The sequence below is a fragment of the Kribbella sp. NPDC048837 genome (genome assembly GCF_055586945.1).
In genome coordinates this window covers 645058-665299 of the sequence record NZ_JBVJHF010000003.1, presented here as the reverse complement: position 1 = coordinate 665299, position 20242 = coordinate 645058, and the positions used below count along the sequence as shown (strand labels likewise).

Annotated in this window: 19 protein-coding genes; 14 read left to right on the top strand and 5 right to left on the bottom strand. The window is 70.5% G+C overall.

Translation table 11 applies throughout. The annotated features are described in order from the left end of the window. The first annotated feature begins 44 nt into the window (after positions 1–44). Positions 45–806 (top strand): class I SAM-dependent methyltransferase, encoded by a 762-nt coding sequence (locus ACZ6O0_RS18750; protein WP_465766175.1) that lies wholly within the window; start codon positions 45–47, stop codon positions 804–806. Here the strand turns inward: ACZ6O0_RS18750 and ACZ6O0_RS18745 are convergent, their stop codons facing one another. Beyond that, positions 807–1694, bottom strand: coding sequence for a MerR family transcriptional regulator (locus ACZ6O0_RS18745; protein ID WP_465766174.1), 888 nt, complete (start codon positions 1692–1694; stop codon positions 807–809). 101 nt (positions 1695–1795) lie between these two features. On the opposite strand from ACZ6O0_RS18745, the gene ACZ6O0_RS18740 reads away from it, so the two are divergent. Genes ACZ6O0_RS18740 through ACZ6O0_RS18720 form a run of 5 tightly spaced genes read left to right on the top strand, consistent with a single transcriptional unit; the run spans position 1796 to position 6183 of the window. Next, positions 1796–2167, top strand: coding sequence for a hypothetical protein (locus tag ACZ6O0_RS18740; RefSeq protein WP_465766173.1), 372 nt, complete (start codon positions 1796–1798; stop codon positions 2165–2167). Further along, positions 2164–3441 (top strand): NAD(P)/FAD-dependent oxidoreductase, encoded by a 1278-nt coding sequence (locus ACZ6O0_RS18735; RefSeq protein WP_465766172.1) that lies wholly within the window; start codon positions 2164–2166, stop codon positions 3439–3441. Before ACZ6O0_RS18740 ends, ACZ6O0_RS18735 begins: the two co-directional genes overlap by 4 nt. Then, complete coding sequence (locus ACZ6O0_RS18730; protein ID WP_465766171.1) at positions 3435–4193, top strand: DUF1365 domain-containing protein; 759 nt, start codon at positions 3435–3437, stop codon at positions 4191–4193. The genes ACZ6O0_RS18735 and ACZ6O0_RS18730 overlap by 7 nt, the downstream gene beginning before the upstream one ends. Continuing rightward, entirely contained in the window at positions 4190–5425 is a 1236-nt protein-coding gene (locus tag ACZ6O0_RS18725) for a class I SAM-dependent methyltransferase (protein ID WP_465766170.1), read from the top strand. Before ACZ6O0_RS18730 ends, ACZ6O0_RS18725 begins: the two co-directional genes overlap by 4 nt. Beyond that, complete coding sequence (locus tag ACZ6O0_RS18720) at positions 5425–6183, top strand: SDR family NAD(P)-dependent oxidoreductase (RefSeq protein WP_465766169.1); 759 nt, start codon at positions 5425–5427, stop codon at positions 6181–6183. The genes ACZ6O0_RS18725 and ACZ6O0_RS18720 overlap by 1 nt, the downstream gene beginning before the upstream one ends. On the opposite strand, the gene ACZ6O0_RS18715 is transcribed toward ACZ6O0_RS18720, so the two are convergent. Then, a complete protein-coding gene (locus tag ACZ6O0_RS18715) occupies positions 6161–7279 on the bottom strand; it encodes a cytochrome P450 (RefSeq protein ID WP_465766168.1) in 1119 nt (372 codons plus the stop codon). The genes ACZ6O0_RS18720 and ACZ6O0_RS18715 overlap by 23 nt on opposite strands. Before the next feature lie 71 nt (positions 7280–7350). On the opposite strand from ACZ6O0_RS18715, the gene ACZ6O0_RS18710 reads away from it, so the two are divergent. The 6 genes from ACZ6O0_RS18710 (at position 7351) to ACZ6O0_RS18685 (ending at position 14736) form a co-directional block, all read left to right on the top strand. Further along, on the top strand, positions 7351–7854 hold the full coding sequence (locus ACZ6O0_RS18710) for a hypothetical protein (protein ID WP_465766167.1): 504 nt from the start codon (positions 7351–7353) through the stop codon (positions 7852–7854). A 102-nt stretch (positions 7855–7956) separates the two neighbouring features. After that, positions 7957–8694 carry a bifunctional 1-(5-phosphoribosyl)-5-((5-phosphoribosylamino)methylideneamino)imidazole-4-carboxamide isomerase/phosphoribosylanthranilate isomerase PriA gene (gene priA, locus ACZ6O0_RS18705; RefSeq protein ID WP_465766166.1) on the top strand — a complete coding sequence of 246 codons (738 nt, stop codon included), beginning with the start codon at positions 7957–7959 and terminating at the stop codon, positions 8692–8694. After that, positions 8691–10982 carry an HAD-IB family hydrolase gene (locus tag ACZ6O0_RS18700; protein ID WP_465766165.1) on the top strand — a complete coding sequence of 764 codons (2292 nt, stop codon included), beginning with the start codon at positions 8691–8693 and terminating at the stop codon, positions 10980–10982. The genes priA and ACZ6O0_RS18700 overlap by 4 nt, the downstream gene beginning before the upstream one ends. Then, positions 10979–12178 (top strand): zinc-dependent alcohol dehydrogenase, encoded by a 1200-nt coding sequence (locus ACZ6O0_RS18695; RefSeq protein ID WP_465766164.1) that lies wholly within the window; start codon positions 10979–10981, stop codon positions 12176–12178. Before ACZ6O0_RS18700 ends, ACZ6O0_RS18695 begins: the two co-directional genes overlap by 4 nt. A 72-nt stretch (positions 12179–12250) precedes the next feature. Then, positions 12251–13804 carry an NPN-dependent hydroxyacid isomerase, LarAH14/15/16 family gene (larAH, locus tag ACZ6O0_RS18690; protein WP_465766163.1) on the top strand — a complete coding sequence of 518 codons (1554 nt, stop codon included), beginning with the start codon at positions 12251–12253 and terminating at the stop codon, positions 13802–13804. Then, a complete protein-coding gene (locus ACZ6O0_RS18685; protein WP_465766162.1) occupies positions 13804–14736 on the top strand; it encodes a lysophospholipid acyltransferase family protein in 933 nt (310 codons plus the stop codon). The genes larAH and ACZ6O0_RS18685 overlap by 1 nt, the downstream gene beginning before the upstream one ends. Here the strand turns inward: ACZ6O0_RS18685 and ACZ6O0_RS18680 are convergent, their stop codons facing one another. Beyond that, positions 14737–15939, bottom strand: coding sequence for an SGNH/GDSL hydrolase family protein (locus ACZ6O0_RS18680; protein ID WP_465766161.1), 1203 nt, complete (start codon positions 15937–15939; stop codon positions 14737–14739). It lies immediately after the preceding gene. A 90-nt stretch (positions 15940–16029) separates the two neighbouring features. Here ACZ6O0_RS18680 and hisF point away from each other — a divergent pair, with 90 nt between their 5' ends. Beyond that, positions 16030–16791 carry an imidazole glycerol phosphate synthase subunit HisF gene (gene hisF / locus ACZ6O0_RS18675; protein WP_465766160.1) on the top strand — a complete coding sequence of 254 codons (762 nt, stop codon included), beginning with the start codon at positions 16030–16032 and terminating at the stop codon, positions 16789–16791. Between the two features lie 8 nt (positions 16792–16799). Beyond that, complete coding sequence (locus tag ACZ6O0_RS18670; RefSeq protein WP_465766159.1) at positions 16800–17264, top strand: MarR family winged helix-turn-helix transcriptional regulator; 465 nt, start codon at positions 16800–16802, stop codon at positions 17262–17264. Positions 17265–17301: 37 nt separating this feature from the next. On the opposite strand, the gene ACZ6O0_RS18665 is transcribed toward ACZ6O0_RS18670, so the two are convergent. Beyond that, positions 17302–18858 carry a right-handed parallel beta-helix repeat-containing protein gene (locus ACZ6O0_RS18665; RefSeq protein ID WP_465766158.1) on the bottom strand — a complete coding sequence of 519 codons (1557 nt, stop codon included), beginning with the start codon at positions 18856–18858 and terminating at the stop codon, positions 17302–17304. Continuing rightward, positions 18855–20237, bottom strand: coding sequence for an O-antigen ligase family protein (locus ACZ6O0_RS18660; protein WP_465766157.1), 1383 nt, complete (start codon positions 20235–20237; stop codon positions 18855–18857). The genes ACZ6O0_RS18665 and ACZ6O0_RS18660 overlap by 4 nt, the downstream gene beginning before the upstream one ends. Positions 20238–20242 lie beyond the last annotated feature (5 nt).

Below are 20242 nucleotides of genomic sequence, written 5' to 3'. Positions count from 1 at the left end.
CCGCCATTCTGCGGCGGTTCCGCGCCAGACGGTAGGGTCCCGGCATGGTGGACTACAACGGTCGCATGGGCAGCGTGTACGTCGCCGGCCGGGGGATGGCCCCCGACGAAGTCCGGCGGTGGTCCGCGGCGCTCGCGGCGTACCTCCCGGCGGAACGACCACTTCAGATCCTCGACCTCGGCAGCGGGAGCGGCCGCCTCACTCCCGGACTGGCCGAGGAGTTCCACGGCCCGGTGTACGGCGTGGAGCCGTCGGACCGGATGCGGGAGACGGCGGAGCGGACCGCGGCGCACCCGGCGGTGACGTACCTGAAGGGCAGCGCCGAGAACATTCCGTTGCCTGAGGCAACGGTCGACGGGGTGCTGATGTTCCTGTCGTTCCACCACTTCCCGGATCAGTTGAAGGCTCTCCAGGAGGTCCGCCGGGTGCTGCGACCCGGGGGAGTGGCGTTCCTCCGGAGTCAGTTCTCCGACCTGATGCCGGATCTGTTCTGGTACGACTACTTCCCGTCCGCGCGGACGGTCGACGCCGGCATGTACCTCTCGGTCGCCGAGGCCCAGGCGCTCGCCCGTGAGGCCGGTCTCGAACCGGCCGAGGATGTCGTCAGCGTGACCGCCGATACTCCGCGGACGCTGCGCGAGAGCTACGACCGGCTCAGCCTGCGAGCGCTGTCGACGTTCGAGTACCTCCCGGAGGACGAGCTCGAGCCCGGCTTCGAGCGCTTCGCGGCCGACGCCGAGCGTGACCCGGACCGTCTGATGCCGGTCCACTCGGCCGCGATGCTGGTCCTCACGCGTCCCAGCTGATCACAGCGCCGCGCCGGCTTCGGTGACGCGCAGGGCCTCGGTGACCGGATCCCCGAGGAGTAGGCGGGCGCCGGCCCGGTCGGCCAGTGCTTGGCTCGCGCCTGCTCCCGCCAGGGCGAGTGGCGCGGCCGACGCGAGCCGGCGCAGTTCGCCGACGATCGGGGTCAGCCGTTCCGGGACGGTGGCCGCGATGACGACCAGGTCGGGGCCGGTGTCGGCGGCGATCCGGATCAGGTCGGCGATCGGGGTGTTGGCGCCCAGGTAGCCGATCCGCCAGCCGTTGCGCGCGAGCACGATGCCGAACACCATCGGCGCCAGGTCGTGCAGCTCGTCCGGCGGGCACGCGATGAGCGCCAGCGGTCCGCGCCCACCACCCCAGCCCCGGGCCAGTCCGGCGAGCCGCCCGCGGATCACGTGGCTCGCGAAATGCTCCTGCCCGACCCCGACGACACCCTGCGCGACGCGCTCACCCAGGTCGTGCAGGTAAGGGATCACGACCTCGCGCAGCACGGTCTCGACGGTGAGCTCGTTCAGCAACTGATCCAGCGCACCCTGCGCACCGGGCTCGTCCATCGCATCGAGCGCCGCACCGAACGCCGCGGAAGCCGGGTACGACGATCCGCCCGGCACCTCACGCATTTGCTCGAGGACCGGGTCCTCCGCCAGGGCCACGCGCGCGGCCTGAGCTGCCGAGAGTCCCTTGGCCAGCTCCGCCTGCATCCGGCGTACCCGGCGCTCGTCGTTCGCGGAGTACAGCCGGAAGCCGCCGGCCGACCGGACCGGGGTCAGCAGCCCGTACCGGTTCTCCCACGCCCGGAGTACGTGATCGCTGACGCCGACCCGGCGGCTCAGCTCACCGATCCGGAGCAGGCCCGGTACCGAATCCATGCGGACACTCTACATTCCTTAGACGAACATTAGACAGATCCGGGCAAGATCGCCTACCGTCTCTAGACACACCTTAGACAATCTCGGACGAAGGGTCGCCGATGAGAGCTCAGCTCCTGCCACGTGTCCTCGGTCTGCTCACGCTCGGGTACGGCGCCTACACGGCCGCCCGCCCGGAGTCGCTGATCCGGGCCGCGGGGCTGACCGACGAGCTGGCGGAGTGCCGGTCCGGCCGAGTGCTCGGCACGGTGATCGGAGTCCGGGACCTGCTGTCCGGCGCGGCGATGCTCGTCGCCCCCTCGGGTCGCCCGTTGCAGGCGGCGATCGTTGCGCGGGTCGCGTGCGACCTCAGCGACATGGCCGGCTTCGGCCTCGCCGGACCACCACGAACGCGCGCCAAAGTCGCCGGAATCGCCGCCGGCTGGGGTCTCCTCTGCGCCTCCTCCTTCCCGGCCGCCCGGACCCGCCGATGACCGGCCCCACCACCCGGCCAACGGTCGCGGTTGTCGGTGCCGGGGTCTCCGGCCTGACCGCGGCGTACCTGTTGTCGCGCACGCACACCGTCACCCTGCTCGAGGCCGAGCCCAGGCTCGGCGGTCACGCACATACCCACCTCGTCACCGACGCGGCCGGCGTCGCCCTGCCGATCGACACCGGCTTCATCGTTCACAACGACCGTACGTATCCCCTGCTCCGCAAGCTGTTCACCGAGCTCGGCATCGCCACCCGGCCGACCGGGATGAGCATGAGCATCAGCGATCGCAGCACCGGCATCGAGTACGCCGGAGGGCTCGGCGCCGTCGGCGTCTTCGCCCAGCGACGCCGCGTCGCCGACCCCCGCTTCCTCGGCGTCCTCGGCCAGGTCGCCAGGTTCCACCGACGGGCGGCCGCCTTCCTGGCCGCGACCGGCGACGCTGACCTGACCAGCCTCGGCGACTTCCTGGAGTCCGAGGGCTTCTCGCAGGAGTTCCGCCGGCTGTACGCCGTACCGCTGGTGTCCTGTGTCTGGTCGACCGGAGCGCAGTCGTCGCTGGAGTATCCGGCCCGCTACCTGTTCAGCTTCCTCGAGCAGCACGGCATGTTGTCGTTCCGCGATTCGCCGCGCTGGTCCACGGTCGTCGGTGGTTCGCAGACCTATGTACGGGCGATCGCCGACCACCTCGACCACATCCGCACCGGCCGGCCGATCCGCGGCATCACCCGCGGAGTCGACGACGTACGCGTGACGGACGCAGCCGGGGAAACGACCGCCTTCGACCGCGTGGTCATCGCCACCCACGCCGACACCGCGCTCGACGTTCTGGCCGATGCGGATCCGGCCGAGAAGGAGGTGCTCTCCGCCTTCCAGTACGCGCGCAACGAGACAGTGCTGCACACCGACGCGACCCTGTTGCCGAGGGCGGTGAAGGCCCGCGCGGCCTGGAACTTCCTGACCCCCGAGCCGACCGCCGGCGATCGGCCACCGGTGGTGACCTACTGGATGAACCGGCTGCACGGCCTCGACAGTGACACCCAGTTCCTCGTCACGCTGAATGCCCGCGAGCGGATCGACCCGGCGGCCGTCCTCGCGGTGATGGACTACCGCCACCCGGTGTACGACGCGGCCGCGGTCGCCGCTCAGACAAGACTCTCGTCCTTGAACACGCACCGCACAGCCTTCGCCGGCGCGTACCACGGCTGGGGCTTCCACGAGGACGGCTGCCGCTCGGGCGTCGCGGCCGCGGCCGCGTTCGGAGTCCGATGGTGACGATGCTGAGCGACCTGCCGACGATGCCCGCGCTCGTCGTCGGCCAGGTCTGGCACCGGCGCCGGATCCCGGTCCGGCACGCGTTCCGGCACCGTGCGTACCAGTGGCTCGTCGACCTTGACGAGCTGCCGCAACTCCCGCCCTGGCTGCGGCCGTTCGCCAGGTTCGACGTACGCGACCACCTGGGCGGCGTGGGGCCGGCGGGGATCAAGGCCGCCGTCGAGCGCTACCTGGCTCATCAGGGCGTCGACCTCGGATCCGGCGGGCGGGTGGTGATGCTCGCGAACGCCCGGTTCCTCGGCTACGTCTTCGACCCGCTCACCGTCTTCTGGTGCTTCGCCGCCGACGGCTCGCTGCGCTGCCTGGTGGCCGAGGTGCACAACACGTACGGCGAGCGCCACGCCTACCTGCTCCGGCCCGAGCCCGACGGTACGGCGGAAGCCGGCAAGGAGTTCTACGTGTCACCGTTCAACGCCGTCTCCGGCCGCTATGCCTTCCGGTTCGTCGTCGCACCGGAGCGCCTGTCGATCTCCGTCACCCTGCACCGCCAGGGCCGGCCGGTCTTCGAGGCCGGCTTCGGTGGCCGGATCCGCTCCGGGTCCACGAGGTCGGTGGCCCGGACGGTCCTCACCCGGCCGGCGATGCCGCAACGTGTCTCGATCCTGATCCGCGCGCACGGGATCTGGCTGTGGCTGCGCCGGTTGCCGGTTCAGCCCCGGCCCGCGCACCACCCACCGGAAGGAGTCCGATGACCTCGATCACCACCGCGCGCGTCCACGAGCTGCCAGGCCCGCTACGTCCTCGGGCCTGGCTCACCCGGACCCTGGTGGACCGCGTCGTCGCGGGTCTGCCGGTCGGGGTGCTGTACCCGGACGGCGAGGTCCGGGGCGGCGGCGGCCCGGACGATCCCGCCCTGCGGATCGTCCGGCCGTCCGCCTTCTTCGAACGTCTCGGCCGCAATCCGAAGATCGGCCTGGGCGAGGCCTACACGGCCGGCGACTGGACTGTTGCCGAAGGCACCGATCTCGGCGAGCTGCTGACGCCGTTCGCCGCCCGGCTGACCACCCTGCTGCCGGCTCCGCTGACCCGGCTGCGGCGCGTGGTGGACCAGCGCATCCCGGGCCGGCTGCGCAACACCCCGTCCGGCGCGCGGACGAACGTCAGTGCGCACTACGACCTGAGCAACGACCTCTTCGCCCGCTTCCTCGACCCGACGATGAGCTACAGCAGTGCGATCTTCGACGGCGCACCGCCGTACGCCGGGCAGCGTCTGGAGGACGCGCAGCGTCGCAAGATCGACCGGATCCTCGACCTGGCCGGCGTGGCCGAAGGCACCCGGCTGCTCGAGATCGGCACCGGCTGGGGCGCGCTCGCGATCGCCGCCGCTCGGCGGGGTGCACACGTCACGGGCGTGACCTTGTCCGGCGAACAGCTCGAGTCGGCGACGCGGTGGGTGGCCGAGGCCGGTCTCGACGACCGGGTGGACCTGCGGCTGCAGGACTACCGATCGGTGTGGGGTGAGTTCGACGCGATCGTCAGTGTGGAGATGATCGAGGCGGTGGGGGAGGAGTACTGGCCGGCGTACTTCGCCACACTCGACCGCCTGCTGGCTCCGGGCGGGACGATCGCGGTGCAGGCGATCCTGATGGACCACGACCGCCTGCTGGCGACCAGGAACTCGTTCAGCTGGATCCAGAAGTACATCTTCCCGGGCGGACTGATCCCGTCCCGGCAAGCGATCGACGAGTGCCTTGCGGCGAACACGCGGCTCCGGGTCGTCGCCGATGATCGCTTCGGCCCGCACTACGCGGAGACGCTGCGCCGGTGGCGGCGACGCTTCGAGGAGGAGTGGCCGCGGATCCGGCCGTTCGGCTTCGACGAGACCTTCCGCCGGATGTGGGAGCTCTACCTGGCCTACAGCGAGGCCGGGTTCGCGTCCGGCTACCTCGATGTCGGGCAGTTGCAGCTCACGAGGACGTCGTGATGAGCGCGCTGGCCGGCAAGGCAGTGTGGGTCGTGGGCGCCTCCAGTGGGATCGGCGCCGCTCTGGCCGACGAGCTCGTCACGCGGGGTGCGCGGGTCGCGATCTCGGCCCGGCGGGCCGACCGGCTCGCGGACGTGGCCGGCGACCGGATGTCCGCCGTACCGCTCGATGTGACCGACCGGGACGCGGTCGACGCCGCCGCCGACCGGGTCGCCGACCTGATCGGTACGCCGGATCTGGTCGTGTTCAGCGCGGGTGCGTGGGAGCAGCTGGACGCCGCCGCCTGGGACCGGGATCGCTTCGCCCGGCAGATCGAGGTCAACCTGCTCGGCCTGAACAACGTCCTCGGCGCGGTGCTGCCACCGATGCTCGAGCGGGGCCACGGCGGGATCGTCGGGCTGGCGTCCGTGGCCGGGTATCGCGGCCTGGCCGGTGCGGAGGCGTACGGCGCCACCAAGGCCGCGCAGATCAACCTGTTGGAGGCATTGCGGATCGCAGTCGGCCGGAGGGGTGTCGACGTGGTCACGGTGTGTCCCGGGTTCGTCCGGACCGAGCTGACCGAGGCGAACTCGTTCCCGATGCCGTTCATGATCGAGGCGGACCAGGCCGCCCGGTCGATCTGCGACGGACTGGAGCAGGGCCGGGCCGAGATCGTCTTCCCGCTGCCGATGGCGGTGCTGATGAAGCTCGCCCGCCTGCTCCCGGTCCGGCTCTGGGCGACCGTGATGCAACAGGTCACGCGTCCCACAGGACGTTGAGCGCGGACGGCTTCCGGAAGACGAGGCCGCGCGGCGGGGGAGAGCCCGGCGCGAGGCGCAGGCCGGGCAGCCGCAGTACGGCGTCGACGGCGGTCAACGTCTCCAGCCGGGTCAGGTGCATGCCGAGGCAGACGTGCGGCCCGCTGGCGAAGGCGAGGTGGCGCCGCGCGTTCGTACGCCGTACGTCGAAGTCGTCGGGCGACTCGAAGACCGCGGGATCACGCCCGGCGCCGGCGAGGGACACGGTGACGAAGTCGCCGCGGCGGATCGACACTCCCGCCAGTTCGACATCGCGGGTCGCGTAGCGATCGACCACGGCGGCGGCCGGCTCCAGGCGGAGCGACTCCTCGATCGCGTTGGGCAGCAACGACCGGTCGGCGAGCACCGCGTCGAGCTGGTCCGGATGGGTCAGCAGGTGCCAGAGCGCGTTGGTGATCATCCCCTCGGTGGTCTCGATCCCGCCGAACATCAGCACCGCCGCGTTCGCGACCACCTCGTCCACGCCGAGCCCGGCCTGCGCCGCCGCGGCGATCAGCGCGTCCGGCGAATCGATGCCCGAGGCAACATGCTTGTGCAGCTCCGCGAACGCCGCCGCGCCCTCGGCGGTGACCGGCCGCCCGGCCGCGACGCCCGACACCGAGTCGGAGATCGCGGTGTACCAGCCCAGCACCGTCGAGGCGGACGTGGGCGGCAACCCGAGCGAGAGCGCAACCACCGCCACAGACAGCGGCCCGGCCAGCGTCGTCCGAAGATCGGCCGCTCCGGTATCACGGATGGCGCCCATCAACTCCTCGACGGTCTGCTCCACCGGCCCGGTGAACCGCCGTCGCGTCTCAGCCAGCCCGAACGGCGACTCGAACGGGTCGCGGTGCGCGGTATGCGCGGCACCATCGAGAGAAAGCATCGAAGGACCAACCACCTGGGCGGTCGAGAAGCGTGGGTCGTCGACAGTGAACGTCTCCGGATCCCGCAGCACCGCCATCACCAGCGCCCGCGAAGCCACCACCCACCCCCCGAGCGCCCCAACCCAACCGATCGGCCGGAGCGCAGCCAGTGCGGGATGGGGATTCTCGGTCAGTTCCTCGAGTGAGCTCATCGTCGTTCAGCCTAGGCCCGCCGCGTGAACGAGCTGTGGTGATGGGCAACGGTGAGACGCACACTGAGGCCATGGACTGGTCCGGGGTACTCATCGCCGTCCTGGCGCTCGCCGGTGTGCTGGTCGGCGCCTATCTCGCGCGTGTCGACAGCTACGAGCAGTGGCGCCGTGACCGCCTCTACGACCTGTACCTGGAACTCGTTCCGATCCTGCGCCGCGCCCAGGGAGCGGTTGGATCGGAGCTTGCCTTGGCGTCGAACAAGGTCGCCGACGAACTGCGGCCACTGATGCCGCGCGCGGAGATCCTCTGCTCGGCCGAGACGCTGGCCGGCATCGAGGGTGTCTTCACAGCCATGGTCAAAGGCGGTGTTCCCTGGTACGTCCGGGGCGCGGATCGAGCCGGGTATCCGGGAAAGCAGCAACTGGGTGCCCGATCGGCGATGGCCCGGCGGATCGAAGAGCTGAAGGCGTCGATGGTGCGTGATCTGCAGTCGAAAGGGCGGCGGTCGGTGCGACGGCTCGTACGCTCGTTGAAGCCCCCTCGCAGGCCTGCGCCCGACACGTCGATGGGATGAGACCAGCGAGTAGACTGGTATTGCTGAGACAGATTGGATGTCAACGACTCAGCGGGCGTCCGGGTTACGGATCCGCCAGGATCGCCCTCTAGGGTGTGGGCCATGTCTGAGAACCTGGTGCTGCTGCCTGCCGTCGATGTGGCGGACGGTCAGGCGGTCCGGCTGGTGCAGGGCGAGGCCGGGAGCGAGACGTCGTACGGCGATCCGCTGGCGGCCGCGACGGCCTGGCAGGAGGCCGGCGCGGACTGGATCCACCTGGTCGACCTGGACGCGGCGTTCGGCCGCGGCAGCAACCGTGAACTGCTCGCCGAGGTGACCGGCAAACTCGACGTCCAGGTCGAGCTGTCCGGCGGCATCCGCGACGACGACTCCCTGGCGGCGGCGCTGGCGACCGGCGCGCGCCGGGTCAACATCGGCACCGCGGCGCTCGAGGACCCCGAGTGGTGCGACCGGATCATCCAGCAGTACGGCGACCGGATCGCGATCGGCCTCGACGTCCGCGGCCGGACCCTGGCGGCCCGCGGCTGGACCAAGGAGGGCGGCGACCTGTACGAGGTGCTCGAGCGGCTGGAAGCGGCCGGCTGCGAGCGGTACGTGGTCACCGACGTCACCAAGGACGGCATGCTCCAGGGCCCGAACCTGGAGCTGTACCGCGACCTGTGTGCGCGCACCGAGAAGCCGATCATCGCTTCCGGCGGTGTCTCCAGCCTGGACGACCTGCGGGCGCTCAGCACGCTGGTCCCCGAGGGCGTGGAGGGCGTCATCGTGGGTAAGGCCCTGTACGCCGGTGCGTTCACCCTGACCGAGGCACTCGAGCTCACGCGTGGAGGCGACAAGTGAGTCTGGCCGACAAGCTCAAGGACAAGAAGGTCCTGGTCACCGGCGTCACCGGATTCGTCGGTGAAGCCCTGTTGCACCGGATCCTCGGTGATCTGCCCGGCACCACCGTGGTCGCGATCATCCGTCCGAAGGGCTCGCTGACCGGCACCGACCGGATGGCGCAGCTGCTGAAGAAGGACATCTTCAAGCCGTTCTACGGCGAGGGCACCGAGCACGCCGACGCCGAGGCGCTGTCCGCGGCCCGGATCCAGGTGATCGACGGCGACCTGGCCGACGTACCGGCGCTGCCGACGGATCTCGACATCGTCGTGCACTGCGCCGGCGACGTCAGCTTCGACCCGCCGATCCACGAGGCGTTCACGACCAACGTGCTCGGCACCAAGAGCCTGCTCGAGCGGATCGTCGAGACCGGACGCCCGGTCCACTACGTGCACATCAGCACCGCCTACACGGCCGGACGCCGGCGCGGCGCGATCCCGGAGGCGTCGGTCGAGCACACCGTCGACTGGCGGACCGAGGCCGAGGCCGGGATGGCGATGAAGTCCCGGATCGAGGAGCAGTCCCGGTCCGCGCCGATGCTGGTCAAGTTCCGCAAGGACGCCGAGAAGCTGCACCGCCGCGCCGGTCACCTGACCGCCGCGGCCGACACCGAGCGGCGGCGGACCGAGTGGGTCGCGAAGAAGCTGGTCGAGACCGGCACCGAGCGGGCCCGCAGCCTCGGCTGGACCGACTGCTACACCTTCACCAAGGCGCTCGGCGAGCGCGTGGTCGAGGAGTTCGCGGCCAAGCTGCCGACGTCGATCGTCCGGCCGGCCATCATCGAGTCCGCGGTGCAGAGCCCGCACCCGGGCTGGATCGAGGGCTTCAAGATGGCCGAGCCGCTGATCCTGGCCTACGGCCGCGGTGAGCTGCCGGAGTTCCCGGCCAGCCCGGACTCCGTGGTCGAGATCATCCCGGTCGACCACGTCGTCGGCGCGATCTGCGCCGTGATGGCGACCGAGCCGGAGCTGTCGAAGCCGGAGTACTACCACGTCAGCTCCGGCGCCCGGAACCCGCTGACCTTCGAGCAGCTGTACGCCGGAGTCCGCGCGTACTTCTCCAAGCACCCGTTCGACCTGGGCGAGCGCGGGGCGGTTCGGCTGCCGGTGTGGAAGTTCCCCGGCGGCGACTCGGTCGAGAGCATGCTCCGGTACGGCGAACGCGCGCACAAGCTGGCCGACGCCGTGATCACCCGGGTCCCGCGCAGCGAGCGGACCCGGAAGTACGCCCGCGAGCTGGACGTCCAGAAGCGGCGGCTCGACTTCCTCCGCCGCTACATGGATCTGTACTCCGAGTACGCCCAGGCGGAGCTGCAGTTCATCGACGACAACGTGCTCGCGCTGCACAACGCGCTCGAGGGTGACGACCGGGAGAAGTTCTGGTGCGACACCTCGATCGTGGACTGGCAGCACTACCTGCAGGAAGTGCACTGCCCGAGTGTCACCGACTCGCTCCGGCGGCTCGACGTCGTCCGGAAGAAGCGGAACAAGGCGCTGGCCGAGTCCGCGGGCGTGCTGAAGAAGGTCGAGCCGTCGCAGGACGCGGAGATCATTGCCGCGTTCGACATGGACGGCACGCTGCTGTCGTCGAACGTGATCGAGACCTACCTGTGGATGCGGCTGCCCGAGCTGGACAGCCACCAGCGGGTCGGCGAGATCGGTTCGATGCTGCGCCGGCTGCCGAAGCTCATCTCGGCCGAGCGCAAGGACCGCGGCACGTTCCTGCGCACGATCTACCGCCGCTACGAGGGCGCCGACCTGGAGCAGCTGAACCAGATCGTCGACGAGGTCCTCGCCGAGCACGTGCTCGAGCGGCTGAGCGGCGCCGCCGTACGCCGGATCCGGGAGCACCGCGCGGCCGGGCACAAGACGATCCTGATCACCGGCGCGATCCGGCCGCTGACCCGGCCGCTCGAGCCGCTGTTCGACGAGATCGTCGCGGCCGAGCTGGCCGTCGACGACCGCGGCCGCTGCACCGGCTTCCTGACCGGGCCGCCGCTGGTCGGTGAGTCCCGGGCCGCGTGGATCAAGCACCGCGCCCGCGGTACGAACATCGACCTGTCCAGGTCCTACGCCTACGCCGACAGCCACTCGGACCTGCCGATGCTGACCACCGTCGGCAATCCGGTCGCGGTCTCGCCGGACGTGTCGCTGTTCCGGGCCGCCCGGGCCGCGCGCTGGCAGATCGTCGACTGGAAGACCCCGTCCACTTCGTCCCGACTGGAGCTCCCTGGGGTGAACGCCCGATGATGCTCGCGCTCGAGATGTACCGCTCGCCGGCCAAGTTCCTGGCGGCCAAGGCAGTCGGCGGCCGCATCCCCGGCATCCTGACCGGTCCGGCCGCACCGCTGCGCCTCGTCACCATCAACGAACCGAAGGCCGACCGGCAGGGCTGGGCGCGGATCCGCCCGATCCTGTCCGGCATCTGCGGTTCCGACCTCGGCATGGTGACCGGCAGTACCAAGATGTACTTCTCCGCGCTCGTCTCGATGCCGTTCGTGCCAGGCCACGAGATAGTCGGCGAGCTGCTCGACGACTGCGAGGACCTGCCCAAGGGCACCCGCGTGGTGATGGACTCGGTGCTGACCTGCGCCGCCCGCGGCGTCGAGCCGTGCGAGAACTGCGCGTCCGGCTCCACCAACCGCTGCGACCGGATCACGGTCGGCCACGTGACGCCCGGTCTGCAGACCGGCTTCTGCAGCGACACCGGTGGTGGCTGGGGCAACGTGATGGTCGCGCACCGCAGCCAGCTGTACGCCGTACCGGACGGGCTGACCGACGAGCGCGCCGTCCTCGTGGAGCCGTTGGCCGGCGCGGTGCACGCCGCGCTGCGAGCCAAGGTCCAGCCGGGCCAGTCGGTCCTCGTCAGCGGCGCGGGCGCGGTCGGCCTGTTCGCGACGCTCGCCCTGCGGGAGCTGACCCAGGCGGGCCGGATCACCGTGGTCGCGAAGCACGCCAAGCAGCGCGAGCTCGCCCGGGCGTTCGGTGCCAGCGACGTCGTCGCGCCCGACGAGGTGTTCCGCGGCGTTCGCCGGTCGACGGGCGCGTTCCGGCTCAAGCCCGAGCTCGGCGCCAAGGAGTTCCTGCTCGGCGGCGTGGACATCGCCCTCGACGCGGTCGGCAGCAAGGACTCGATCGACACCGTGCTGCGGGTGACCAAGGCCGGCGGCCGGGTGGTGCTGTCCGGGATGCCGGCCAGTGGCGCCGACCTGTCGCCGATCTGGTTCCGGGAGCTGGAGCTGACCGGCACCTACGCGTCGGCCCGCGAGGAGCCGAACGACCAGCCCGCCTTCGAGACCGCGCTGGAGCTGGCCGCCAAGGCTCCGCTCGACGGGATCGTCGGGGCGAAGTACCCGCTCTACCGCTGGCGCGAGGCGATCGACCACGCGCATTCGGCCGGCCGACTCGGCACGGTCAAGGTTGCTTTCGATGTGAGGGCCTCATGAGGGCCGTGACACAGGCGCAGTACGTACGACGAGAGGGTTTCTGACATGTCTCGGCCAGGTTTTGTGCTTGAGGTGGACGACCGCACGCCGCCGCTGCTGGTGCACAACGGTGAGGGCTTCCTGCTGGAGCGGTTCCCGCTCGGCACCCGGGTGGTGTACCCGCCCGAGGCGCTGCCGCCGGTGCGGGACGTCGAGGAGTCGATCCAGAACGCGCTGCTGAACCCGATCGACTCCGAGCCGCTGCCGGAGCTGCTCCGGCCCGGGATGCGGCTGACGATCGCGTTCGACGACATCTCGCTGCCGCTGCCGCCGATGAAGAAGCCCGACATCCGCCAGCGGGTGATCGAGGCCGTGCTGACGATGGCCGCCGACGCCGGCGTCGACGACGTCGAGCTGATCTCGGCCAACGCGCTGCACCGCCGGCTGACCCCGAACGAGCTGCGCGAGATCGTCGGCGAGCGGGTCTTCCGGTCGTTCTTCCCCGACGGCAAGCTCTACAACTTCGACGCCGAGGACACCGCGAACCTGACCCACCTGGGCCAGACCAAGCACGGCGAGGACGTCGAGATCTCCAAGCGGGCGGCCGAGTCCGACCTGCTGGTCTACGTGAACGTGAACCTGGTGGCGATGGACGGCGGCCACAAGTCGACGTCGATCGGGCTGGCGTCGTACAAGTCGCTGAAGCACCACCACAACAGCCACACGATGATCCACTCGCGGTCCTTCATGGACCACAAGGCCTCGAAGATGCACCACTCGGCCTGGCGGATGGGCGCGGTGCTGACCGAGCACGTCAAGGTCTTCCAGATCGAGACCACGCTGAACAACGACATCTTCGGCGGCCCGCTGGAGTTCCTGCAGAAGCGCGAGTGGGAGTGGTCGATCAAGGACCAGGCCTCGATGCTCGGCACCAAGCGGGCACTGGCGGCGGCGCCGAGCAAGCTGCGGCACAAGATCTTCACCGATGTCCGGTCGAGCTACGGGCTGACCGGGATCCACGCGGGCTCGATCGAGCCGGTGCATGAGAAGACGATCGAGAACGTGCACCGCCAGCACCTGGTCGAGGTGCAGGGCCAGTCCGACGTCGCGATCATGGGCGTGCCGTTCGTCGGCCCGTACAACGTGAACTCGGTGATGAACCCGATCCTGGCCGCCTGCATGGGCCTGGGCTACTACTTCAACTCGTACCGGGGCAACCCCGTGGTCCGCAAGGACGGCGCGGTCATCCTCTACCACCCGGTGCCCTACGAGTTCAGCCAGCTGCACCACCCGTCCTACGTCGACTTCTTCGAGGAAGTGCTTGCCGAGAGCACCGATCCGGCCACGATCGAGGCGAAGTTCGAGAAGCAGTACGCCGAGGACCCGTGGTACATCCACCTGTACCGGACGTCGTACGCCTACCACGGTGTGCACCCGTTCTACATGTGGTACTGGATCTCCCACGCCCTGGACCACTGCGGTGACATCGTCTGGGTCGGCGCGGACCGCAAGACGGTCGAGCGGATGGGCTTCCGGTCCGCTTCGACGCTGCAGGACGCGCTGGAGATGGTCAGCCACTCGGTCGGCCGGTCGCCGTCGATCACCTACCTGCACAACCCGCCGCACCTGCTCGCGGACGTGCGCTGATGGGGACCGGCCTGGTGAAGTTCAGCCGCGACACCGCGCGCGACGTGAAGCAGGTCGCCCGCGGGTGGCGGTGGGGCCGGCGTCCGCAGGTGCCGCGGTCGGCCGAGCCGTACGTGATCCCGAAGGAGAGCACGGTCTTCCCGACCAGGTGGGCCCGCACTCCGGCCGCGATCGCGGTCCGCGAGGTGCTGCAGAAGGGCGCGCTGAACTCGGTCCTGCGGTTCGAGGTGAATCCGCAGGTGAGCGGTCTCGACTCGCTGCTCAAGGTGAACGGCCCGGCCCTGATCGTGGCGAACCATTCGTCGCACCTGGACACCCCGCTGCTGCTCTGCACGCTGCCCGACGACATGCGGCGCAAGACCGCGGTGGCCGCGGCGGCGGACTACTTCTTCGACACCTGGTGGCGGGCGACCGCGTCGGCGATCGTGTTCAACACGTTCCCGATCGAGCGCCGCGGCGGCAAGCTCAGCTCGACCCCGGGTGACCTGCTCGGCGACGGCTGGAACGTGGTCGTGTTCCCGGAGGGGACGCGCTCGCCGGACGGCTGGATGGAGCGGTTCCGGATGGGAGCGGCGTACCTGGCCGTCGAGCACGGTGTGCCGGTGATCCCGGTCGGCATCAAGGGCTCGTTCGCCGCGATGCCGCGTGGCCGCGGCTGGCCGGTGCCCGGCCGCCCGACGGTCGCGGTCCGGTACGGCGATCCGTTGCGGCCGGCCGAGGGGGAGAGCGCCCGCGAGTTCGCGCCGAAGATCTCCGCGGCGGTCTCGGCCCTCCTCGACGAGGAGTCGACCACCTGGTACGAGGCGCGCCGCCGCGTGGCGGCCGGCGCGTCCCCGTCCCAGTCCGGCCCCGACGCCGCCCGGTGGCGCCGGGTGTGGGAATCGACTGCCCCGATCAAGCCTGCCGGTAGCAGGCGCCGGGCCTGGAAGTAGTCACCGCTGGTTGCGTCCGGAGATCGCTTCGGACGCAACCACAGCGAGTGCTTCGTACCCCGCGTCGTTCGGGTGCAGGTGGTCACCCGAGTCGTACGCCGGGTCGAGCCGCTGCTCGTCCGCCGGGTCCCCGACGGCCCGGGCGAAGTCGGCGACGGCGTCGTACTGACCTGACGTGCGGATCCAGGTGTTGACCTGGTCGCGGATCGCCTCCGCCCGCGCGAAGTCGGCCGGTTGCATGTAGTCGGCCTTGAACGGCGTGATCGTCGCCCCCACGATGCGAACACCGTGGGCGTGGGCGGACCGGATCATGCTGCGGTAGCCGGCCACGATCTCGTCGGCGGTGACCCTCGGCGTGCTGCCGCAGCCGAAGTCGAACTCACTGTCCCAGATGTCGTTCTCGCCTTCCTCGACGACGACCGTGCGGACACCCGGCCGGCCGAGCGCGTCGCTCTCGAACCGGGAAGTGCCCTGCGCGCCGAAGCACGGCAGCTCGTGGAGCAGCAGGTTCCCGCTGATGCCGACGTTGGCCACCCCGAGCCGGCGCGACCGCAGCCGGTCGGCGAGGGCATCGGAGTACCGGTGATCCGCACCGATGGTCGAGTTGTGCCCGTTGGTGATCGAGTCGCCGAACGTCACGACCGTGCCCGTCGCGCCGGTTACGTCGACGCCGGTGAGGTAGTAGACCGAGTGGCTGGTCGTCCCTCCGGCCACGTCGTCGTTCAGGTGGTCTCCGGCCATCGCGTACGTCGTGGTGAGCCCGTCCTCGTGGAAGGTCGCCGGCCCGGTGGAGCCGTCGACGTACAAGGAGACGACGAGTCGCTCGCCGGCGACGGTCGCCAGCTTCACCGGGTCCGAGGCGATCGTCCGGCCGGGGGCGATGGTCGTGTGCGGCGAACCGTTGAAGGTCGTGGTGAGGTGCCGGTCGCCGAGGGTCACGCCGGTGACGTGGAGCGGCTTGGTGCCGTAGCGGTTGGAGAGCCGGATCCGGAGCGAGTGACCGCCGGTGCTGAGCCGGATCGTCTGCCGGATCGTCTGGTGGTCGAAGCCCGCGGTGGACCAGTTCCCGGTGCCGGCGGTGGGTCGCTGCATCGCGGTGGTCCAGGCGGCGGACCAGCCGGTATCTCGTGGATGCGCCGCGGCCGATGCCGGGATCAGGGAGGAGGCGGCCAGGACGAGTGCGGCAAGCGCTGTGGTCTTCATGCAGTGGATAGTTACAGAGCCTCTAGTTGCAATGCAACTAGATTTCCGGAGAACGCGGGATCGCGGGGTCCGACTCGGTACCCTTTCCGCGTGACTCTTGCCGTGCGTGTGATCCCCTGCCTGGACGTCGACGCCGGGCGGGTGGTCAAGGGCGTCAACTTCACCGGCCTGCGCGATGCCGGCGACCCGGTCGAGATGGCCCAGGTGTACGACGCGGAGGGCGCCGACGAGCTCACCTTCCTCGACATCACCGCGTCGTCCGGCTCGCGGGAGACGACGTACGACGTGGTCGGGCGGACCGCCGAGCAGGTGTTCATCCCGCTCACCGTGGGCGGCGGGGTTCGCGAGGTGACCGACGTCGACCGGCTGCTCCGGGCCGGCGCGGACAAGGTCGGCATCAACACCGGCGCGATCGCCCGGCCGGAGGTGATCCGCGAGATCGCCCACCGCTTCGGCAACCAGGTGCTCGTGCTGTCCCTCGACGTCCGGCGGGCCGCGGACCAGCCGAGCGGGTTCGAGGTGACCACGCACGGCGGCCGGAAGTCGGCCGGGCTGGACGCGATCGAGTGGGCCCAGCGCGGGTGTGAGCTGGGGGCGGGGGAGATCCTGCTGAACTCGATGGACGCCGACGGGACCAAGCAGGGGTTCGACCTCGAGCTGATCCGGGCGGTGCGGGCGGTGGTCGACGTACCGCTGATCGCCAGCGGGGGAGCGGGGGCGCCGGAGCACTTCCCGCCCGCCGTCGAGGCCGGCGCGGACGCGGTGCTCGCGGCCAGCGTGTTCCACTTCGGGGACTTCCGGATCGCGGACGTGAAGAAGGCGTTGCGCGACGCCGGGGTCGTGGTCAGGTGAGCTCCCCGGTGACCGATCGGTCCGAGCAGGGCGAGCGGCTGGTCGCCGACATCGAGCAGGAGCTGTCGGCGCTGTTCCGGCGGTCGCGCTCGGCGTCGCTGCGGCTCGCGCGGCGCGTGCACCCGGACATGGATGCGGCCGGCTACGCGCTGATCTCCCAGATCGAGCTCGGGACGGCGAGCGGCGGTGCCGGCGTCCGGGCGTCCGAGGTGGCGCAGGCGCTCGGCCTGGACAAGTCCACCGTCAGCCGCGGAATCACCCAGCTTGAGAACCTCGGCCTGATCGAACGCGTCGGCGACCCGGACGACGGCCGGGCCCGGCTGCTCCGGCTCACCGCGACCGGGGCCGAGAGCTTCGGCGCCATGCGGGCCCAGCGGCAGACCGAGTTCCGCGCCATCCTCGACCGCTGGAACCCCACCGACCTGGCCGACCTCGGCCGCCTCCTGGCCCGCCTCAACTCCGACCTCGGCTGACGGCCCCGGCTGAACGGCGGCCCCGGCCGGTCGGGGTTCAGCGGACGGCCCGGCCGTCGGTGTCGTTGCCGGTGTCGCGCCACTGCGACCAGGTGAGGTCGGTGTCGTTCCAGGCGAAGTACGGCTGGGCGAGTGACGGCACGACGTACGTGTTGTTCTCGAAGCGGTTGTTGTTCCGGGTGTAGACCGCGGTGTCGCCGATGTCCTGGACGGCGCCGCTGACTTGGCCGTCGGCCATCGTGACGCGGTTGTCGTGGACCCACACGTTCCGGACGATGTGCGGTCCGTGCGGCGCCGGCTTCTCGTCGGCCCGGCCGCCGCTCTCGATCAGGGCGATCCCGTTCGCGTTGCCGCCGACGGTGTTTCCGGCGACCTCGACGAGTCCCGTCGTCCCGCCCGAGGACTGGATCTGAATCCCGGCCTCCCAGGCCCAGCCCTTGTGCAGCAGGCCGTTCCCGGAGATCTCGTTGTCCCGGATGACGGCGTCGTAGCTCATCTCGTGCTGGATGCCGGCTCCCCAGTTCCCGGTGATCCGGTTGGCCGAGTACTCCGTGTGGATGTTGCCGCCGTCGGTCCACAGCCCGGGACCGTGGTTGTCGTGGACGTAGTTGTGCGTGACCGTGTGCCGGCCGGTCCGCCAGCTCTTGCTCCCGCCGGCCTCCCAGTCCGGCGAGTAACCGGCCGTTCCGTTGTTCGCGATCTCGTTGCCGCTCACCACCGATCCGTTGCCCCAGGCACCGAAACCGAGCTGCCCCTGGTGGTGCACGAAGTTCGCGCTGACGACGGCTCCGTCGGCCAGGCCGAGACCGACGCCGTGGTTGAGGCGCACCTCGTTGTGCCGGATCTGCCAGCCGGCACCCATCCCGTACGGCGTCGTCCGGCGGGACTCGACGGCGGCGACCTGGGCCTCGTTCGCAGCTTGCTCGAGCACGAGGTTGGCGACGGTGACGCGGTCGGCGGTCGCCCGGATGAGGCTGGGCGCGACGGCCTGCTCGACCAGGTGGAGCGCCGGATCGTCGCCGATCGTGATGGTGTTGGTGCGGTAGTCGGCGTGGACGGTACCGGCGCTCACGGCCGCCGCGGAGTCGACGCGCGTCAGCCGCTGCTTGTCGACGAACACGTCCTCGGCGTACGCGCAGGTCGGTACGGATTCCTGGCACTCGCCGTGGTCGTCCGGTGCCGGCGGCAGGAATCCCCTGGTCGACCAGACGCTGCCGGTCTGCCGCCAGCCCGTCAGTATCTTCGACCCACTGACCACCGCCCCCGGGGAACCGATGAACGCGTCACCGTCCTTCGGCTCCAGGGGTTGTTCCAGCCGGTAAATGCCGGGGGAGAGGCAGTACGTCGTACCCGCCGGATGCGCGTCGAGGACCGAGTGAAGGTCCTCGGCGGGACCGACCACGACGCCGTCACAGGCTCTCGGAACCGGGCCAACGGGGCCGGTCGGACCGACAGAGCCGGTGACGCCGGGCAGGCCGGACGGTCTGGCGGGAATCGATCCGCCGCCTGCGTCGAAAGGCCACGCCAGTGCCAGCAACCCCACCACCGCGCACCCGGCCACGATCCAGCGCCGCCGCCCCCGTGTCGGTCTCACGGTGACGTCCCGCCACCGAACCAGGGCCGGACCGTGGTCACCGCCACCCCGATCCCGAAGGCGGTCCACAGCAGCGCCGCGACCTGCGGTCCCTCCAGTTGGGGATCGAAGAAGCAGGACACCAGCACGGCCGAAGTCACCATCAGCGTGAGCACGGCGACCTGCCGTCTGGTGTGCAGCCCTTCGCGCGCCAGGCGCCGGCAGCCGGCGACCATGCGCCAGTACCAGCCCACCCACAGGGCGATCCACAGCGAGATGCCGACCACCCCCATCCTGGCCAGGATGTGCAGGTGCGAGTTGTGCGGGCTCCGCAGGGAGTCCTTGCCCGCGTCGAGGATGCCGACCTCGCTGGCCAGGTTCTGGCCGAAGCCGGAGCCGTCGACGAGATGCCCGTCCGCGATCTGTTTGTCGAGGATCCGCGTCCAGAGCTGCTCACGTCCCTCGACGGTGCCGCCCAGGTTGCCGGGGGACTCCTTCCCGCCGAGGCTGACGACGTTGGCGATCAGCTGGGTGGCGGAGAACTCCCGCCCCTGCAGTCCGCCGAGCGGTATCTTCAGCGACAGCAGCGAAGCCGCTCCCAGGCCGACGGCCATCACGAGGACGACGCGGGCGGCCAGACCCACGCGGTTGCGGAGGAACGCCAGCCCGACCGCCCCACCGGCCATCACGCCGAGCAGGCCGCCGCGATTCTGGGTGGCGGCGAGGGCGATCACCACCAGCGCCATCACGCTCCAGACCGTGCGGCTGCGAGCGCTCCGCGTGCCGGGCAGGAGCCACATGCACCCGAGCACGAGCAGCGCCGCGATCGCCGCGCTCCCGGATTTGTGCGACAGCACCGATACGTCAGTGAACGGCACGACGGGGGCGCTGTCGGACAGTGGATAGAGCACGACGGCGAACGGCAGCCAGAGCAGCAGCCACGGAGTCAACCGGGTCAGTTGGGTGATCCACCGGTCGATGAGTTCCGGCGACCTGGCCAGGGCGGCCGCCACGAAGAACGCGAACAGGCAGTACAACCAGAGCACCGCGTCCCGCAGCGCATCCAGGTGGTAGGTGGCGACGCCGGGCAGCATCCGGATGAATCCCCAGGCTGCGAACGCGACCAGCAGGGCGAAGATGGACTCGTCCCGCAGCGGCATCTTGAGGAAGCGGGTCGCCACGACGGTCGCGGCCGCGCCGACCCCGAGCACCATCTCGCCGACGAACATCGGGCTGCCGGGCAGATGGAGATAGGCGAAGGCCCGGTCGAACAACAGGTAGCCGCCCAGGAGCGGCCCGAGCAAGCGGCCGTACAGGACCCAGAGCCGGCCGGATGCCTGCGTCGGCGGAGCGCGCAGGGCGCTGCCGAGCGCACGTCGACGACCGGCGGGCGACGACATCCCGG

Coding starts and splice junctions, on each gene's coding strand:
- ACZ6O0_RS18750 (WP_465766175.1), top strand. CDS start 45: ATGGTGGACTACAACGGTCGCATGGGCAGCGTGTACGTCGCCGGCCGG.
- ACZ6O0_RS18745 (WP_465766174.1), bottom strand. CDS start 1,694: ATGGATTCGGTACCGGGCCTGCTCCGGATCGGTGAGCTGAGCCGCCGG.
- ACZ6O0_RS18740 (WP_465766173.1), top strand. CDS start 1,796: ATGAGAGCTCAGCTCCTGCCACGTGTCCTCGGTCTGCTCACGCTCGGG.
- ACZ6O0_RS18735 (WP_465766172.1), top strand. CDS start 2,164: ATGACCGGCCCCACCACCCGGCCAACGGTCGCGGTTGTCGGTGCCGGG.
- ACZ6O0_RS18730 (WP_465766171.1), top strand. CDS start 3,435: ATGGTGACGATGCTGAGCGACCTGCCGACGATGCCCGCGCTCGTCGTC.
- ACZ6O0_RS18725 (WP_465766170.1), top strand. CDS start 4,190: ATGACCTCGATCACCACCGCGCGCGTCCACGAGCTGCCAGGCCCGCTA.
- ACZ6O0_RS18720 (WP_465766169.1), top strand. CDS start 5,425: ATGAGCGCGCTGGCCGGCAAGGCAGTGTGGGTCGTGGGCGCCTCCAGT.
- ACZ6O0_RS18715 (WP_465766168.1), bottom strand. CDS start 7,279: ATGAGCTCACTCGAGGAACTGACCGAGAATCCCCATCCCGCACTGGCT.
- ACZ6O0_RS18710 (WP_465766167.1), top strand. CDS start 7,351: ATGGACTGGTCCGGGGTACTCATCGCCGTCCTGGCGCTCGCCGGTGTG.
- priA (WP_465766166.1), top strand. CDS start 7,957: ATGTCTGAGAACCTGGTGCTGCTGCCTGCCGTCGATGTGGCGGACGGT.
- ACZ6O0_RS18695 (WP_465766164.1), top strand. CDS start 10,979: ATGATGCTCGCGCTCGAGATGTACCGCTCGCCGGCCAAGTTCCTGGCG.
- ACZ6O0_RS18685 (WP_465766162.1), top strand. CDS start 13,804: ATGGGGACCGGCCTGGTGAAGTTCAGCCGCGACACCGCGCGCGACGTG.
- ACZ6O0_RS18680 (WP_465766161.1), bottom strand. CDS start 15,939: ATGAAGACCACAGCGCTTGCCGCACTCGTCCTGGCCGCCTCCTCCCTG.
- ACZ6O0_RS18660 (WP_465766157.1), bottom strand. CDS start 20,237: ATGTCGTCGCCCGCCGGTCGTCGACGTGCGCTCGGCAGCGCCCTGCGC.